Below are 16456 nucleotides of genomic sequence, written 5' to 3'. Positions count from 1 at the left end.
GGCGTGATGGTTGGTTCGATGGGGTCTGAGGGAAACTCGCGTCCGGTGTATGGGTCGCCGACGGAGTGGCTGCGCGGCGACGGCCCGGGGTGTGATGTGGTGTTCTCGTCGCGGGTGAGGTTGGCGCGGAATCTGGCTGCGCATCGTTTTGTGCCTCAGGCCGATCGGGTGCAGCGAGGTCAGACGCTTGATATCTGTCGGCGTGCGATCGAGCAGGTCGGGCCTCTGATGTGGGTCGATGTACATCGTGCGGGCGAGGTTGAGCGGCAGTTGCTCGTTGAGCGTCAGTTGATGAGTCGGCAGCACGCACGGGGCAAACTTGCAGGCGGGATCGGGGGCCCGGATGAACCGCGCGGGTTGGCGGCTTCGCTGCCCGATGAGCAACTCTCGATCATGGTCAATGAAGAGGATCACCTGCGGATTCAGGTCATGCGGTCGGGGCTGGCGCTGGCGAGCGCTCTGGCTGCGGTCGATGTGATTGATGATCGCCTGGAGCGCACGCTGGAGTATGCGTTCAGTCCTCGATTCGGGTATCTGACGGCGTGTCCGACGAATGTGGGCACGGGCATTCGATTCAGCGTGATGCTGCACCTGCCGGGGCTCAAGATGCTTGGCGAGATTGACAAGGTCAAGCGTGCGGCTGAGGACATGTCTCTGGCGGTGCGCGGGTTCTATGGCGAGGGGACCGAGGCGGTGGGCGATTTGTATCAGATCTCGAATCAGACAACGCTGGGCAAGACCGAGCAGGTGCTGTTGCAGGAGATGGAGTCGGAGATTGTGCCCAAGGTGATTGATTACGAGCGGCATGCGCGACGCGTGCTCGTTGAGAAGCGGCGTGCGACGACGATTGATCGGGTGTATCGCTCGCTGGGGATACTCAAGTACGCGCGTCTGATTGCGACCGATGAGGCGATGGAACATCTGAGCCTTGTGCGCATGGGGGTGGTGCTGGGGCTGCTTCAGGGGGTTGATGTCCGGGCGGTGAACATGATGTTTCTGATGGTGCAGCAGGCGCACCTGCAGCAGCACAGCGGGCGGGAACTCACGCAACATGAACGACGGACCGCGCGGGCGAATCTGTTGCGCGAGCGCGCGAGCGCGATCGGGTGAGTGGCGATGGACCCTTGGGCTGAATGTGCTGAACAGGGCAAGTTTGTCTGGCCTCCGAAACGAGCGACGGAGGTGGTGGTCGAGGAGCCGCGGGGCGAATCGCGGTGGGGGCTGGGAGATGCGATCGAGACTGAGTTGCTGGGGCGTGTCGGGTTGACGTTGGGAGTGAGGGCGAGGGTCGAAGGGTGGGTGCGTGATGCGCGATCGTCGTACTGCCCGAGGTGTGCCGGCTCGGTGGGGCCGTATGAAGCTGATGGAGAGGGGTGCGGCTCGTGCCGAAGGCAGAGATTGCCCTGGGAGCGGGCGATCAGGCTTGGGACTTTTGATGGTGTGCTGCGTGATGCGGTACTGGATCTGAAGTTTCGACGATGGCGGCAGGCGGGGAAGGACCTGGGGCGGGAGTTGGGAAGGGCTATTGCGGAGGAACTGGAGCGGGCGCAGGTTTTGGCGTCGGAGGCGGTGTTGGTTCCTGTGCCCACACACTGGAGGCGGCGGGTGATGCGTGGGGTGGATCACACGCTGATCGTTGGATGTGCAGCGGGGAAGGTGGCAGGGGTGAGGGTTAGGCGGGAGTTGAGCCGAAGATATGGGCCCAGTCAGGTGGATGTGGGGGCGAGCCAGAGGCGGGCAAATGTTGCGGGGGTGTTTCGCGGGCGCTCGGGGGGTGGCGTTGGGCTGAGGGGGAAAGGACCGGAGCGTGAGGTGACGATTGTGGTGGATGATGTGCGGACGACGGGGGCGACGCTGAGGGCTGCGTGTCGGGCGTTGCGGGAATCGGGGAATACGGGTCGGATTTGGGTTGCGTCGGCCGGGGTGACGCGGATGCGTGGGCGTCGGGAGAGGGATGTGGAGGGGTTGGGGTCGGTTCCGATTGGATTGGGGGGAGAAAATCGTATGAATAGGACGGAAGGGGATTGACTGGAATGGATGACGCGCTACACTATCCCCCGCCACTCGTCGCGGCTTGGATCGTGACGGGTTGGGGTTTGAATCGGTCTTGAGGGGTTCGTTCTGGCGTGATGCTTAGGATTGAACCGCGCTCTTTGGCAAGTGAACAGTTGGGTCCGCCGCGAGAATGTGCGGCGTCGAGACGGTCCACGACCGTGCCTCAGCCGGAGGCGTTCGACGTCGAAACAAACGGCCACTCGGAGTCACAGCTCCGTAGTGTCTGGCATTCTCGTGTGGATCAGCCCTGGCCGATCTTCGGATCGGTCAAGAGATCATTTGAGTGCTAGAGAATAGCAAGGCGCGAAAGCGCCATGTCCGAGGGGTAGTTCCTTCGGACAGACCGGCCCCGCAACGCCCCACAGAGATGTGGGCACGTGTGGGGTAGCCGGATCAACATCATTGATAAGAGCCGGGCGCAAGTCCGGATCGATGAACATCAATTGAAGAGTTTGATTCTGGCTCAGAGTGAACGCTGGCGGCATGGCTAAAACATGCAAGTCGAACGAATCCTTCGGGATGAGTGGCGAAAGGGCGAGTAATGCGATCGAACGTACCTCGAGGCTGGGGATAGCTGTGGGAAACTGCAGGTAATACCCAATGTGCTCTTTGGAGGAAAGGTTTACCACCTTGAGAGCGGCGATCGTCCTATCAGGTAGTTGGCGGGGTAAAGGCCCACCAAGCCGAAGACGGGTAGCGGGTGTGAGAGCACGACCCGCCGCATCGGGACTGAGACACTGCCCGGACTCCTACGGGAGGCTGCAGTAACGAATCTTCCGCAATGGGCGAAAGCCTGACGGAGCAATGCCGCGTGCAGGATGAAGCATCTTCGATGTGTAAACTGCTGTCAGGGTCTAGGAACAATGACCAGACTCAGAGGAAGGGCCGGCTAATTCCGTGCCAGCAGCCGCGGTAATACGGAAGGCCCGAGCGTTACTCGGAATCACTGGGCTTAAAGGGTGCGCAGGCGGATTGGCAGGCATCTCGTGAAAGCCCCCGGCTCAACCGGGGAATTGCGGGGTGAACCGCCAGTCTTGAGGCATGTAGGGGTCAGTGGAACCATGGGTGGAGCGGTGAAATGCGTAGATATCCATGGGAACGCCAATGGCGAAGGCAACTGACTGGGCATGTCCTGACGCTCAGGCACGAAAGCGTGGGGAGCAAACGGGATTAGATACCCCGGTAGTCCACGCCGTAAACGATGTGCACTAGGTCGGGGGGGCTCTCACGCCCTCTCGGCCGCAGGAAAACCATTAAGTGCACCGCCTGGGGAGTACGGTCGCAAGGCTAAAACTCAAAGAAATTGACGGGGGCTCACACAAGCGGTGGAGCATGTTGCTTAATTCGAGGCAACGCGAAGAACCTTACCTGGGCTTGACATGCATGGATTAACCTTTCGAAAGATTGGCCACACCCTTTGGGTGGAACATGCACAGGTGCTGCATGGCTGTCGTCAGCTCGTGCTGTGAAGTGTCGGGTTAAGTCCCTTAACGAGCGCAACCCCTATCGTTAGTTGCTAACGCGTCATGGCGAGTACTCTAGCGAGACTGCCGGTGTCAAACCGGAGGAAGGTGGGGATGACGTCAAGTCCTCATGGCCCTTACGTCCAGGGATGCAAACGTGCTACAATGGTGTGGACAGAGCGATGCAATGCCGCGAGGTGGAGCAAATCGCAAAAACCACACCCCAGTTCGGATTGCAGGCTGCAACTCGCCTGCATGAAGTCGGAATCGCTAGTAATCGGAGATCAGCTACGCTCCGGTGAATATGTTCCTGAGCCTTGTACACACCGCCCGTCACGTCATGGGAGCCGGGAGCGCCCGAAGTCACGCCGTTTCAGGCGTGCCTACGGCGAGATCGGTGACTGGGACGAAGTCGTAACAAGGTAGCCGTAGGAGAACCTGCGGCTGGATCACCTCCTTTCTAAGGGATTTCCTTAGACCTGGCTGAACGCCGACCAAGATTGGAAGGCGTCGCAGAGAAATCTGCACCAGGATTCGTGAGTACACTCTCGCCCGCAACACAACGCTGACGTGTCATGACAGTCAGCGATGCGGATAGTCACGCGGCAACGCGTGACGAAGACGGACCCAACTGTTCACTGGCCATTGAGCCACATCATGTGCTCTTTGTCCAGCGCCCGGCCAAAACGCCGGGCGTTGTGCATTTTTGTCTTCGAGCCGCCTGCCTGTATACTCCGCTGATGCTGCTCATCGGGTGTGTGTTGCTCGGGGTTGGTGTGATTTTGCTTGTGGCGAGTGTGCGCGGGCGGGTGACTGTGCGGGGCGAGTTCTGCCGCGGGTGTCGGTTCGATCTGGCGGGCACACCGACCGTTCCGGATCGCCGGTGTCCCGAGTGCGGGCGTGAAATCACGGCGATCGGTTCGACGCGGCCGGTGCTGAGGCGGGTGAGCCGCGGGGGCGTGGTCGCGGCGGCGGTGGTGCTGCTGCTGGGTTCGCTGCTGATGGCTGCGGCGCTGGGGGTCCGCAATGTGCGTCTGCTGGCGCTGCTGCCGGATGGGACAGTCGTGATGCTGGCCGAGCGCGGCGTGGACGAGGCTGTGGGGGAGCTGGCCGCGCGAAGCCTGCGTTCGACGCCGATGTCGGCCGAGCACTGGAAGCGGGCGATTGATCTGGCCCTCGCGCACCAGGCCGATGAGAGCATCGCGTGGGATCCGCGCTATGGCGACGTGCTGGCGGCGGCGGCGCAGGGGCGTCAGATGGACGAGGAGCAGCTGCGGGCGTATTTCGAGCAGGGAATGCGCGACACGGTGGTGATCCGGTCGCGCGTCAGTGCGCGCGATGTCGAGGTGCCGTATCTGATTGCGAACACGCTCGATCGGATGAGCGTGCAACTGAGTTCGCAGCATCTTTCGGCCCTTGGGTTGCAGGCCAATCGGCACCGGTTTTCGAGCGGGGTGGTGGGGCAGGAGGCGACGGCGGTGCGGCGCGGCGGGTCAACAACGGGGTTGTGGCTGCCGGCGGGCGGTTCGTCGGCGACGGGGAGTGTGAGCAGTGCGATCCCGGTGACATCGGAGGCGTGGGCGGGGGGCGATGAGGTGCGGCTGTATGTCGAGTACGACATCACGATTGAGCGGCCGGGGGGCGGGGCGCTGGTATCGCTGGGCACGCGGCGGCATGAGCAGGTGGTGCGGCTGCTGCCGCCGGGGACGCCGGTGGTCGAGTTCATCAAGGATGCGACGCTGGCGCGGGCGGTGCAGGCGGCAGCGGGGATGAGCCATATCGAGGTGGTGCCGATCGATCTTGAGGATCTGCCGCGCTATGGCGTTGAGGTGGTCAAGTTCTGGCAGAGGTTCGATGGGGTGCCCGCACCGATCGCGGGTCGGCTGTTCGTGCTCCACGATGGCGTCGAGACGGAAGTGGTGCGGTTTTCGTCGGAGGGCGGCAGGCAGGGCGGGCATATCTATGGCCAGCAGTGGTCTGTAACCCATGATGGTGCGGCCGAGGCGGCGGCGCTGGCGTCGCGGTGGGCCGATGCGGGCCGGGTGGATGTGATCTTCAGGCCCGACCCGCGCGTGGGCGAGAATCACGCGCTGCTCGACACGGTGCTCGATGTCACGCTCGTGTTCGAGGGGGTGGAGGTGGTGCGGGTGGAGGTGCCGTCGAGCAGTTCGCCGGGGAACTATCGGCCCGCGCGGGTCGATGAGTGAAGCCCGCCACGGCGGCTGTTGCGGCGCGGGCGGCGGCTGGCGCGGCTGCTGCGTCAGCTCCAGGGCTGGCCGTCCCAGCCGAGCAGATCCCAGAGCTGCTGATTGAACTCGGCGTAATAGTCGCTGAGCATCGCGCGCGTCTGCGGCGAGATGACGTCGGTGTCCGTGCTCTGGCCCTTGACCTCGTCGGTGCGGGCAAAAGTGTGCGGCCGCAGGCCGAGCCAGTCGAGCACGCGGGTGAGCTCGGCGTTGGGATCGCGCTTGAACGCCTCGAACCGGATGACGTGGACCTGCTCGCGGGGGAAGATGTCGAGGATGCGGCGGAGGCACGGGGCGTAGAGGCCGCGCTCGATGATGCTGTTGGTTTCGCCGCCGGGCTTGAAGAGGTTCTTCCACTGGCCGCGGTTGGAAAACTTCGCGGCTTCCTCGGCCTCGTGCTGTTCGATGCGGATCATCTCGTCGAAAGTCTTGTCGCGTTTCTCGGGCGGGGTGTAGGTGTACGAGGATCGCGCGCGGTCGATGGGGTTGCGGAGGATGAAGAGCAGTCTGGCGTCGGGCAGGTGGTGGCGGATGTTGTGCATGAGGTGGGGGTAGTAGATCGCGTAGCGGACCGACACGCCGATGTACGGGTGTCTGCCGCGCACACGCTCACAGCAGGCGTCATAGGCCTCGAGCGCCCCGGCCCGGTGCGAGTGGGCGACGAAGGGGCTGTTGAAGGGCAGGCCGACGTCTTCGCCGCCGACGGGCTCGAAGTCCTTGCCGACGAGCATGGCGATGTCGGGGTGTTCCATGAGGTAGTAGCGGAGCGAACTGGTGCCGCTGCGGGGCGCCCCGGCGAGAATGAGGTTCGGCCGCGTCGCGTTGCTGCCGGTGCCGCTTGCCTCGGGCCTGGGCTGGACTTCGGTTGCGCGTCCGGACAGTTTGCTCAGCAGTCCCATGCGTCTCTCCGTGGTTCGGGTGCGGGCGTGGCCGCGTGTGCGCTCAACAGTAGCGCGGCCGCTTCGTCGACCGGCGCGAAGCGCACGCTGGTCTGGTTGTAGCGCGTCTCGACGAGCGCGCCGCCGATGGGCGCAAACCACTGTCCCGCCGCATCGCGGGCCCGCAGCAGCATGACGGGCCGGTTGATCCCGTCGAAGGCGAACCAGCCCCGCTTGTCGGGAGTGCTCGAGCGCTGGCCTCGGCCGTCTGGGTCGCTGCACACGACGCTCCAGTCGCGGGCGCCCGTCGGCACCGAGCCCAGAATGACGGTGCCGCGTCGCGGGGCGTCGGGCTGAGCGGGGCTGGGGCGGATGAAGGCGGCCTCGGCGATGGCGCATCTGCCGCGTGACACGAGGCTGATGCGGGCGATCGCGCGCGTCGGCAGCGGGCCGCCCGGTGTGGCTCCCTCGGCCCAGGTCAGATCCCACAGGGGGACAGCGATGCGTGCATCGCGCGCGACGGGTTCGGCCCGCTGTGCTGTCAGAGCGTCGAGTCCGGCGATGATTTCCGCATCGCCCCACGCAAAGCGTCCGCCGTCGCGCGTCTCGACGAGCCACGCCAGGGCGGCATCGGCCGATCGGGCCTGCATCGTGTAGACAAAAGCCTGGGCGCCGCGGGCGTCGAGCCAGCGCGGCTCGAACGAGACGCTCCCCGTCCCTTCGAGCATGAGCTGTCCCCCACCGGGCCCGGTCTCGAAGCGGGCCTGCACGCCAACGCCGCGGGCGTGCGCATCGGGCCGGGCGAGCGGATCGACGTGATCGAACACCACGTCGCGCATCGTCGAAGGCATCAGCGTGACCCAGCGGCCGTCGGCAGCCTCAAAGCGGGCCAGATCCGCAACATCGGTCTGGTCGATCGCGACGCGTGCCGCCCGCAGGTCTGCGACGCGCACGCTCAGCCCCCAGGTCTGGCTGATCGACACGGGCATCATGCAGCCGAGGGTCGCATCGGGCCATGAGCGGATGCGGACGCGACTGGGCCCCTCGCGCTCGACGTGCGGCGCGACGGCCTGCATGAGCATCGCGTGCTCGCACAGCACGGTGGCGCGCGTGAACCAGCAGCGGTGTTTCGGGGCGACCGTGCCCGAGATGTTGGCGTGGCGATCCTGCAGTTCGTGCAGGGCGCCCGCGTCAAGATAGGGACTGGGAGGTTCGCTCAGGGGCGCGAAGGAGCCGAGATGGGTGTAGATCGGCCAGTGATCGCCCGGTTTTTCGTCCATCAGGGCAAAGAGTCGCCTGAGCCGGTGGCCGAAACTCGGGGCCCGCGTCGGTTTGAGCACCGGATCGTTCGAATCGACCCCGGCGGGCAGCGTGGGCATCGTGCGGCGGCAGATGTACACCCCCGAACCGTCGCGCACCAGCGAGGGCGCGACGACATCGGTCGCGTCGTAACTGCAATCCGGCGAGCCTGATGACCCAGCCGCGCGCAGTCTCAGAAGTCAGCCGGGCCTCGGCCTCGGTCTTGGCAGCGTGGACCGACAGCGACTTGTCGTTGAGAAAGCAGTAGCCCGAGTGCTCCGTGATGAGGCTGGTGCGCACATTCCAGCGCTGGTCCAGATCCGCCAGCACGCCCAGGATCAGTTCGGGCACGGCGTTGAAGACCGCGATCGCCCGCAGGCCCGCGGCCGCCTCGGCGGTGGTGCAGTGCACGCGGATCGCGCGCGTCAGCCACAGGTGCGTCAGCGCCGCGCCGGCTTCGGGCGGCTGCGGCGGCAGCAGCACGGCGGTGGTTTCATCGTCGCTGCCCAGCGTGATGGCGGCCTCGCGCTCTGGCGTCGCGCGGGCAAAGGCAATCGCGTCCTGATGGTCGCTTGCGCTCGATGCTCCGATGACTCCGCTGGTGGCTTCAGCGGGCCCGACGACGCCGAGTCCGGCCAGGCGCATCTCCGTCGTGCGGAAGTGGCCCTGGCGCTCAAGCGTCGGCACGGCGAAGACGGCGTCGGTCCCTTCGACGCTGGTCCGCTCGAGCCAGACCATCCGCGGGCCGCAGGGCATGAAACTGTGGAAGTGGTCGAAGCGTCCACGCAGGAAGCCCGCGATCATCTCGCGATAGGAGAACACGGTGTCGAGATCCTTGTCCGTCCAGGCGTCCGGCTCGCCGCACGGATGCAGCACGCCCAGCCCGCGATAGCCCACGATGACGGCGTCGGCGGCGGTATTGCCGATCAGACGCGGCGTGGCCGTGCGGCCAAAGAGCCACGCCGAATCGCCAAAGTCCAGGCCCAGTTGGTCGATGAGCTGGCCGTGATAGGCATCGCAGCGGCTGCGGTCGCTGTCGTCGATGTCGCTGAGAATCGCTACGACGTGCGAAAACGGCGGCGGCAGGGGGCGCAGGCCTGCGGCCTCGAGGGCGGCAGCGTGGGCGGCTTTGCCCGCCGGGCCGGGGACGTTCTGGTGCGAAAAGGGCTCGGCAAAGGCAAGCATGGTCTCGGCGGCCTCGGGGCCGAGCACGGGGGCGAGGTCGGTGGCGGGGGCCGATGGATCGGGCACGGGGTTCTCCGTAGCGGCGGTTCCTGGCGCGAGCAGCCGCTCCGCCCGCCGCTTGAAGCATACTCCGTCAGCGGCGTTGGCCCACGGGCCAGCGGCGTTGGCCCTCGATCGTGGCCATGCAGAGCCATGGCTACGGCACCCGGCATTTGTGTTTCGATTGTCTTCCCGCCCGGTCCGGCTGTCTTGCCGCTTGGCGCGGCCGCTGCCGCTAGGCCAGCCAGCCCAAGGCCCGCAGATCGGCGATCGGTTCGTCGAACGAGCAACTGCCGTACGAGAGCGCAAAAGTGTCGCGGGCCAGGGCGAGTTCATCCAGGTCCAGCGCGCGCCCCCGCCACGAGACCGAGGCCGGGCCAACCGCGAACGCCGCCGCGTCGCGCTCCTCGAGCACGGCCAGCGCCTCCTCGGGCTCGATCGCGCGGGCATGCAGCAGGGCCGCGGCCATGAAGACGTTGATGAACCCGTGCTGGATCGCGCGCGGCGGGTCTGGCTCGTAGGTCAACGCCTGCTCGGCGCGGATCGGGTGGTGCAGCCCCGCGGTGGCCTTGAAAGGCACCTCGGCGACGGCGCACGCGACCAGAAACGCCGCGATGCGCGAGGCGGGCGGGATCGCTTCGGGCACCAGGCCGCCGCAGCGGATCTTGGCCGCGGCATCGGAGCCGGCCAGCGCGGCGATGAACCCCCGCGGATCATCGACCGGCGGCAGTTCGAAGAACGGCAGCACGTCATCGGGGATGATGTCGAGCGCGGTGTCGATGTCGTCAGGCGTTTCGATCTTCAGTTCGAGCGCATCGGCCAGCGCCAGCCCCTGATCCTCGCGGGCGTGGCGGGCATTGAAGGCGTCGATCGCGTCGAGCGCGACATCGAGCGGCTGATCGATCGTCACGCTCACCCGCCACGGCGGCAGATCATCGGCCATCTCGCGGTAACCACTGGTGGCATACGTCCCCGGCATCAGCAGCGCGGCCGAACGCGAGAACAGCTCGAGCCGGCTGGCCGGACAGATGAAACGTCCAAGCGCAAACGCCTCGGTCGCGCGTTTCTGGCGGGCGTGCTGCTCGATCGCCGCGCCCAGTTCGAGCGCTGCTGGCGGAAACAGCGACGCATCGTCGATCAGGCCTTCGAGCAGCGTGCGCAGGGACTGGTGCAGCATCAGGTTTCCTCGCGATTCGTCGGGGGACGCTGGCCGCGGCGGAGCAAAGGCTCCCAGGCGAGCATGCTCTGGCGCGGCTTGCGGGCGGGGTTGAGAAAATCGCGCGTGCAGCGCTCAAACAACGCGTGGCGGCGGGCGTTGATGATGCCCCCGTCGCAGTGGCCGAAGGGGACGACGAAGCGCCACTTGCGGCCGATATCAGAGCCAAGGGCGTTGTAGACCGCCGCCGCCGCCGGGGCGGGCGCGACGTCGTCACGCTCGGCCAGCATGCACAGCACGCGGCAGCGCACGTTCTGAGCGTGGATGACGGGGTCGGCCAGACGCAGGCGGTCGAGCAGTAGGTCGCGGCGCGATGCATGGGCGCGAAGCAGGGCCTCGATCTCGGCGCCGGTGCCGCGCGACGGGGCGCGATGCAGTTGACGCCAGCTCCAGTCGGCGAGCGTGGGAAGTGCGACCACGAGGCGTTCGACGATCGACTCGTGCGGCAGCTGGCCCATGAGTTTGGCCGTGGCGATGATCGCCAGCGTCGCCCCGAGACAGTGGCCCTTGAGAAAGAGTTCGGCGTCGGGGGTTGCGTGCTCGATGAGATAGTTGCGCAGGGCCCGGCAGGCATCGACGACATCCGCGGCCGCGTGCGGCAGCACCCATGACGCGGCCCCGCTCAGGCCGTCGGCGGGATCATCGAGCCCGCAGGTGATCCAGCCCGACGCCCCGCCGCCGCCGCCGGGCGGGATGCCGGGAGTATCAAGCCGCGAGCCCGCAAAGCCGCGCACCCGCACGAGCAGGACGGCCAGCCCCTCGGTGACCAGATCCATCTCCTCGCGCGCCTGCTCGGCGAGCGTCGGGACGTCCTCGTAGCCGTGGAGAATGACCACGCCGCCGCGCGGTGGCTGCTGGGGCAGCACGAGCCGGCAGCCGATGCGCACGTGGTGGTAGCTCTCGAACTCGTGCGTGGCGCCCGGGTCGCTCGGATCGGGGGTGGCGCGCTCGCGCAGCACCGGCCGCGACGCGATGACGGCTTTCCACCACTGGTTCCAGAAGGGCTTGTGCAGCATCGCGCGCGTCGGATCGCCGACGCGGGCCAGCGCTTCTTCAGCGCCCATGCCGTAGTCGTCGGGTTCGATCACGTGCCGGGCTCCGCGGCGCTGGCTTCCTTGCGATCCATGACTTCCTTGGCGTATGCCAGCGCGAAGTTCTCCATGCTGAATGAGGCAAGCCACAACTGGCTCGACGGGCGGCTCTCGCCCTCGATCGCGGCCCCGCGCTGGCTGGTCCACATGAGCAGTTTTCCGTCGTGGCTGAACACCGGCAGGCCATCAAACCCGTCGGCATTGGTCAGACGCACCTTGATCGGATCGGGCACAGAGCCACGCGCGTCGATGATGAAGACTTCGTAGTTGTGCTGCTCGGGAGCGGCTTCGTTGGTTGAATAGACCAGCAGCGCGCCCGACGGATGCCAGTAGGGGGCCCAGTTGACGAACTCGTTGTCGGTGACGGCTGCTTCGCGCTCGATGCCCGTGATCTGCCCGGATTCGTCGAACACAAGATCGGCGACGAACAGTTGCAGCAGGTTGTTGCCCTTGCGGTCGCTGCGGTAGGTGATGCGCTTGCCGTTGGGCGAGAAGAACGGGCCGCCGTCGTAGCCGGGTGCGACCACCAGCGGGATCGACACGCCGGCGTCAAGATCGCGGACGTAGATGTCAGGGTCGCCCGTCTCGACATCGACCTGGGTATAGAGCAGCCACTTGCCGTCGGGTGACCATGAGCCTTCAGCGTCGTAGCCTGGGCGCGACCAGAGCGCGTCGGTGATCGGCTGAATAGATTCGGTGCGCGATGGATCGACAATCGCGGGCACCACGCCTGAGACGATCTGCGTCTCCTCAGGAAACTGCCAGCGGTAACGCCCGGTGTCGCGCTGGTAGCCGGCGCGGTCGGGTGCCGTCGGTGGCACGATCGTCGAGCCGAAGAGCACCCGACCCGGCTCGCTCGGATGGAACCAGCCGCAGGTGTTGGCAGAGCCGGTTTTGCTGATCTGGATCACGTCGCCAAGCCCGGTGACGCGGCCGTCGGCATCGCGCGTGAGCGGGGCGACGTACATTTCATAGTGTTCGCCCGGCTCGGAATCCTCGGGTGGACGGGGAACAGCCTGAAAGATGATCCAGGTCATGTCGGGGTTGAAATAGGCTTCACCAGCGCGGACGAACTGCTGTGGGAAGGTGAGTTGAATGTGATCGGTGAGAATCGGTGCTTCGTGCACCTTCCAGTCGGGTTCAATCAGGGCGGGCGAGAATGCCAGAAGTGTCCAGAACATGGGGTCTCCTCACGGTGTGCAGTTGTCCCGATGGGCACGAGGCCCCGTTGTGAACGGTAGCCCGCTGGAGCCAGCGAAGATCCGTGTTGTGAGCGTGTTTGATCGATTCGTCGTGATCGACAAGCCCGCGGGGCTTCTGAGCGTGCCGGGCGTCGGGCCGGAAAATCAGGATTGCGCGGCGTGTCAGGTGTGTGCGACCTTCCCGCACGCGACCGGGCCATTGGTGTGCCATCGCCTCGATCAGGCCACCAGCGGGCTGATGGTCTTTGCGCTCGATGTCGAGGCACAGAAACTCATCTCGCTTCAGTTCCAGCGGCAGGGCGTTGAGAAGTGCTACGAGGCGCTCCTGCGGGGGACGCCTTCGCGGCAGGAAGGGTGCGTTGAGTTGCCGCTGCGTGCCGATTGGCCCAATCGCCCTCGGCAGATGGTTGACGTGGTCGATGGCCGACCGGCGCGAACGCTGTGGCGCGCCATCGAATCAGGAGTAGAAGGCACAACGCGGGTCGAGTTTCGGCCAACCACCGGCAAGACGCATCAGTTGCGATTGCACGCAGCCACGCCCGAAGCGCAAGGCGGCATCGGATGTCCGATTGTCGGCGATGAACTTTATGATCCGCAGCATCCGGCCCCGAGGCTCATGCTGCACGCGACGCGATTGAGGCTGAGTGACCCAGACACACTTCGTCGCGTCGAGTTTGTCAGTGTCTGTCCGTTTTGAGCCGGATGCAGGCATCCGGACGAGGCGCGTCCGAGCCGATCAGACAACCCGGGTTGCGTGCGCTGGCGTGCGGTCGCTCAGTCCGATCCGCACCATCAACAATGCGAGCTCCTGAGCATCACGCTCGCTGAACGCGCTGACTTCGAAGCTGTCGGCATCAAGCACGCCCCAGCACGCGCCATCTGCTCCAAACAACGGCACGACGACTTCCGAAAGGTCTCGCGGGTCGCATGCGATATAGCCATCGCCGAGAAGGCGGACATCGTGCACGACCAGGCTTTGCTCATTGCGCCACGATTGCCCGCACGCGCCATGCAGACCGATGGGCGAGCACGCGGGCTTGTCGCGGCACGGACCGAGCACCATTGTGTCGGAAGTCGCATCCTTCAGGTAAAAGCCGACCCACGACACACCGGTCGGTGCCAGCGCATTCCACAAGACATCAGCAGCGGCGCGCATCAAGGGAGACCGATCGCGCGGAGCATCTTTAAGCGCTATCGCGGCATAATCACGTGCCGCATGCATGGATCAGAGTGTTGCGGAGGTGTACGGGAGCAAGCCCATGAAACGAGCACGCTTGATGGCCTGTGCCACCATCTTCTGCTCGCGGGCAGAGGTGCCCAGTCGCTTGCGGCTGTGAATCTTGCCGTTGGGGCTCATCGCGCGGCGAAGGGTCTCGACATCCTTCCAATCGACAAATAGCATGCCATTGGCGCTGGTCTTGGCGATTTTGGTCGGGGGCATAGGCGAAAAACGATTGAATCGACTCATGAAAGCACTCCGTCATGGACTGTTTCGGCCTGGGCATCGGCCCGGCGACGGTGAAAACAGAAGGAAAATGTATGCGGCCAAGTGTTCAGTGTCCAGATGACGCACTTTGAGCAGGCCCAGCTGCCGAACGCCGACCCTTACGAAATCCATCCAGTCCAATCAGGCCCCCGCCCCTTGCGACCAGAATCAGGGCGATGAGCAGGAGGGCTGCATTGCGCCAGATGTGGCAGATCGAGATGGACCCGGTGCAAGGCCATTCATACTTGCCAAAACACCCGCAACGAACTTCAAGATCGCGTTGCAACACTGACGCGATGCCGATGGTGAAGACCGCCAGTTGTGCCAAAGCCGCGACTGCAGCCGGCCTCGACCACAAACCTAGCACCAGCAAAACCCCTGAGAACAGTTCAAGCCAAGGAATGGTGTACGCGGTCAGCATTGCCAGGTGCTCGACCTTGTCGAGGTCGAAGATCTGGAATGCCTTGACCGAGTTCCCGAACTCCTGCACATTGCGCAGTTTCATGAAGGCGCTGAAGCAGAACAAACCACCGAGCCCCAGGCGAAGTGGCGTGAGCAACAGGACGTCGAGCACTCTCATTCGTCAGCCTCGGTTTCGTAGCCCGCCTTGCGCCACTCGTCGAATGAGGCGTGCATGATGCGGATATTGGTGAACCCGAGTTTGATGAGCTGCATGGCGGTGTTTTCTGCCGAATCGCAGTCGCCGCCGTAGCAGTAGATCACGAGTGCCTGATCTGTGCCGTAGGACAGCAGTTGGTCGAGCGTTGACCCGGCGCGCCCCGAAGTGATCATTTCTGATTCCAGATGGACCGCGCCGAGCACATGATTTTCGTTGTATTCAACCTCGCGTCTCGAGTCGATGAAGACCGCGCCCGAGACGAAGAGTTCGTACGCTTGTTCAAGGCTGATCAATGGGCCCTTGTCCTGTGCTGGCGCGTCACGCAATGCGGCAGCATCGGTGCCGATGGCATCAGCGGGTCGATGCAGGGCCGACCAGTCGGCGCGGAGCATGATCGGCGTCACCACCGCGTGCACTCCCCCCGCCATCACTGCCACGCCAACCAGCGCGAGTGCCCCGACGCACGAAGCAGCGAGACTATCGCGGATTGACGAACCCGTTGAACTGGACATCGATGGCCTCCTCGTCCCTGACGTCCGTTCTCACGAGAATACTGCCGAGAATCCGTCGCTCATCGGCACCGACGAAACCAGTCATGCGCACCCTCCATGTCGTCGGGTTCTTCACGTCATCAGGCTCGAACTCAAACGTAGCCTTGCTCTGCGAATCGCGCACTACGACCTCGTTGATCTTGAACGGTGCTCCCGAGCGGCTTTGTACGCGGAACTCCCGCGTATACGTCGAACCTGCATCGACTCTGCCCAGCGACAGCCTCGGCGGGATCAGCGCCAGATCGCCAAGCACATGCGCAAGAACCTGTGAGTGCACGATCGGGCGGCGAGGGTCACTCGTGCGGATCGACATCTCGGCTCGGTGCACCCCGATCGGAGCATTGGGCTTCATGCGCACCGTGATCTTGGTCGTCGGGAGCTCTTCGTTGCCGATCTTGCGGACTTCCGTGTCGCCGACGACGACCTCGAAGGCTTCGGGCATGCTCGTGGTGGCAATCGAGACTTTGAAGTCGTCGATGCGGCCGCCCACATAGAGATCGGCCTCCTTGACCTCGCCCTTATTGGCCTGTCCAAACTGGATGAACGTCGGTTCGATGACGATCAACGGCTTGACGTTGGCCTGAATATTGAGCCTGGCTTGTGGTTCGACCATGTCGTTGGTCGCGATCGTGACGCTGCGTGCGTCGACGCCCTTCTTACCCGATGGGTTGTACATCACGGTGATCTCGCCCGATTCGCCCGGCTCGTACACCTTCTTCACCACATCCGGGACCGTGCATCCACATGTCGAAGTGATGCTGCCGATGATCAGTGGCACGCTTCCCCGGTTCGTGAACTTGAACTCAAACTTCTGTTCCTCGTGGTCGAAAATATCGCCAAAGTTGTGAGCCTTGGTTTCAAAGACCATGCGTGAATCGACGAGTTTGAGTTCCGGCTCTGCCTGAGGCTGCAGAGGAGCACGAGGAAGCGGCGGCGGGAGCGCAACGGCCGTACCGGCACACAGAGTCACCACCGCGCTCATCATCACCTTGAGCATCTTGACAGGTTGAACATTCATTGTGCTTCCTCGCTTCATTGTGCTGCCTGCGCTGAGCACGGGCAGCCTGACACTGCTGGCAAGAGGCCCGAAAACCGCATTCGTCGGAGCCCTCAAGTCTAGTACGTT

Annotated in this window: 15 protein-coding genes and 1 rRNA gene; 5 read left to right on the top strand and 11 right to left on the bottom strand. The window is 64.6% G+C overall.

Annotated elements, in window-relative coordinates; genetic code table 11:
• The first annotated feature begins 18 nt into the window (after nt 1-18).
• The 4 genes from KF757_04215 to KF757_04200 all read left to right on the top strand — a co-directional run bounded on the left by KF757_04215 (nt 19) and on the right by KF757_04200 (nt 5725).
• A complete protein-coding gene (locus KF757_04215; GenBank protein MBX3322175.1) occupies nt 19-1110 on the top strand; it encodes a protein arginine kinase in 1092 nt (363 codons plus the stop codon).
• Complete coding sequence (locus tag KF757_04210; protein MBX3322174.1) at nt 1111-2028, top strand: ComF family protein; 918 nt, start codon at nt 1111-1113, stop codon at nt 2026-2028. It abuts the gene before it with no gap.
• Nucleotides 2029-2495: 467 nt separating this feature from the next.
• Nucleotides 2496-3978, top strand: a 16S ribosomal RNA gene (locus tag KF757_04205).
• Between the two features lie 115 nt (nt 3979-4093).
• A complete protein-coding gene (locus KF757_04200; protein ID MBX3322173.1) occupies nt 4094-5725 on the top strand; it encodes a hypothetical protein in 1632 nt (543 codons plus the stop codon).
• Between the two features lie 53 nt (nt 5726-5778).
• On the opposite strand, the gene KF757_04195 is transcribed toward KF757_04200, so the two are convergent.
• The 6 genes from KF757_04195 to KF757_04170 form a co-directional block, all read right to left on the bottom strand.
• Nucleotides 5779-6663: a sulfotransferase gene (locus tag KF757_04195; GenBank protein ID MBX3322172.1), complete on the bottom strand. Its 885-nt coding sequence runs from the start codon at nt 6661-6663 to the stop codon at nt 5779-5781.
• Nucleotides 6651-7742: a hypothetical protein gene (locus KF757_04190; protein MBX3322171.1), complete on the bottom strand. Its 1092-nt coding sequence runs from the start codon at nt 7740-7742 to the stop codon at nt 6651-6653. The genes KF757_04195 and KF757_04190 overlap by 13 nt, the downstream gene beginning before the upstream one ends.
• Before the next feature lie 91 nt (nt 7743-7833).
• Complete coding sequence (locus KF757_04185) at nt 7834-9192, bottom strand: hypothetical protein (protein MBX3322170.1); 1359 nt, start codon at nt 9190-9192, stop codon at nt 7834-7836.
• Nucleotides 9193-9400: 208 nt separating this feature from the next.
• Nucleotides 9401-10342, bottom strand: coding sequence for a hypothetical protein (locus KF757_04180; GenBank protein MBX3322169.1), 942 nt, complete (start codon nt 10340-10342; stop codon nt 9401-9403).
• A complete protein-coding gene (locus KF757_04175) occupies nt 10342-11469 on the bottom strand; it encodes an acetylxylan esterase (GenBank protein ID MBX3322168.1) in 1128 nt (375 codons plus the stop codon). Before KF757_04175 ends, KF757_04180 begins: the two co-directional genes overlap by 1 nt.
• Nucleotides 11466-12653, bottom strand: a complete 1188-nt coding sequence (locus tag KF757_04170) for a PD40 domain-containing protein (protein MBX3322167.1) — start codon at nt 12651-12653, stop codon at nt 11466-11468. The genes KF757_04175 and KF757_04170 overlap by 4 nt, the downstream gene beginning before the upstream one ends.
• Before the next feature lie 49 nt (nt 12654-12702).
• Between KF757_04170 and KF757_04165 the strand changes: the two genes are divergently transcribed.
• Entirely contained in the window at nt 12703-13371 is a 669-nt protein-coding gene (locus KF757_04165) for an RluA family pseudouridine synthase (GenBank protein ID MBX3322166.1), read from the top strand.
• A 39-nt stretch (nt 13372-13410) separates the two neighbouring features.
• On the opposite strand, the gene KF757_04160 is transcribed toward KF757_04165, so the two are convergent.
• From KF757_04160 to KF757_04140, 5 genes are all read right to left on the bottom strand, one after another.
• The gene (locus KF757_04160) at nt 13411-13896 is read right to left on the bottom strand and encodes a GAF domain-containing protein (protein MBX3322165.1); all 486 of its coding nucleotides are present in this window, start codon (nt 13894-13896) and stop codon (nt 13411-13413) included.
• Between the two features lie 3 nt (nt 13897-13899).
• The gene (gene rpsR, locus KF757_04155) at nt 13900-14142 is read right to left on the bottom strand and encodes a 30S ribosomal protein S18 (GenBank protein MBX3322164.1); all 243 of its coding nucleotides are present in this window, start codon (nt 14140-14142) and stop codon (nt 13900-13902) included.
• A gap of 85 nt (nt 14143-14227) precedes the next feature.
• A complete protein-coding gene (locus KF757_04150; GenBank protein MBX3322163.1) occupies nt 14228-14740 on the bottom strand; it encodes a DoxX family membrane protein in 513 nt (170 codons plus the stop codon).
• The gene (locus KF757_04145) at nt 14737-15291 is read right to left on the bottom strand and encodes a hypothetical protein (protein MBX3322162.1); all 555 of its coding nucleotides are present in this window, start codon (nt 15289-15291) and stop codon (nt 14737-14739) included. Before KF757_04145 ends, KF757_04150 begins: the two co-directional genes overlap by 4 nt.
• Nucleotides 15257-16348 carry a DUF1573 domain-containing protein gene (locus KF757_04140; GenBank protein ID MBX3322161.1) on the bottom strand — a complete coding sequence of 364 codons (1092 nt, stop codon included), beginning with the start codon at nt 16346-16348 and terminating at the stop codon, nt 15257-15259. The genes KF757_04145 and KF757_04140 overlap by 35 nt, the downstream gene beginning before the upstream one ends.
• Between the last annotated feature and the right edge of the window lie 108 nt (nt 16349-16456).

This window comes from Phycisphaeraceae bacterium, assembly GCA_019636795.1.
Taxonomy (GTDB): domain Bacteria; phylum Planctomycetota; class Phycisphaerae; order Phycisphaerales; family UBA1924; genus JAHBWW01.
Note: the sequence above shows the minus strand (reverse complement) of the source record. Positions and strands in the feature narration are given on the sequence as shown.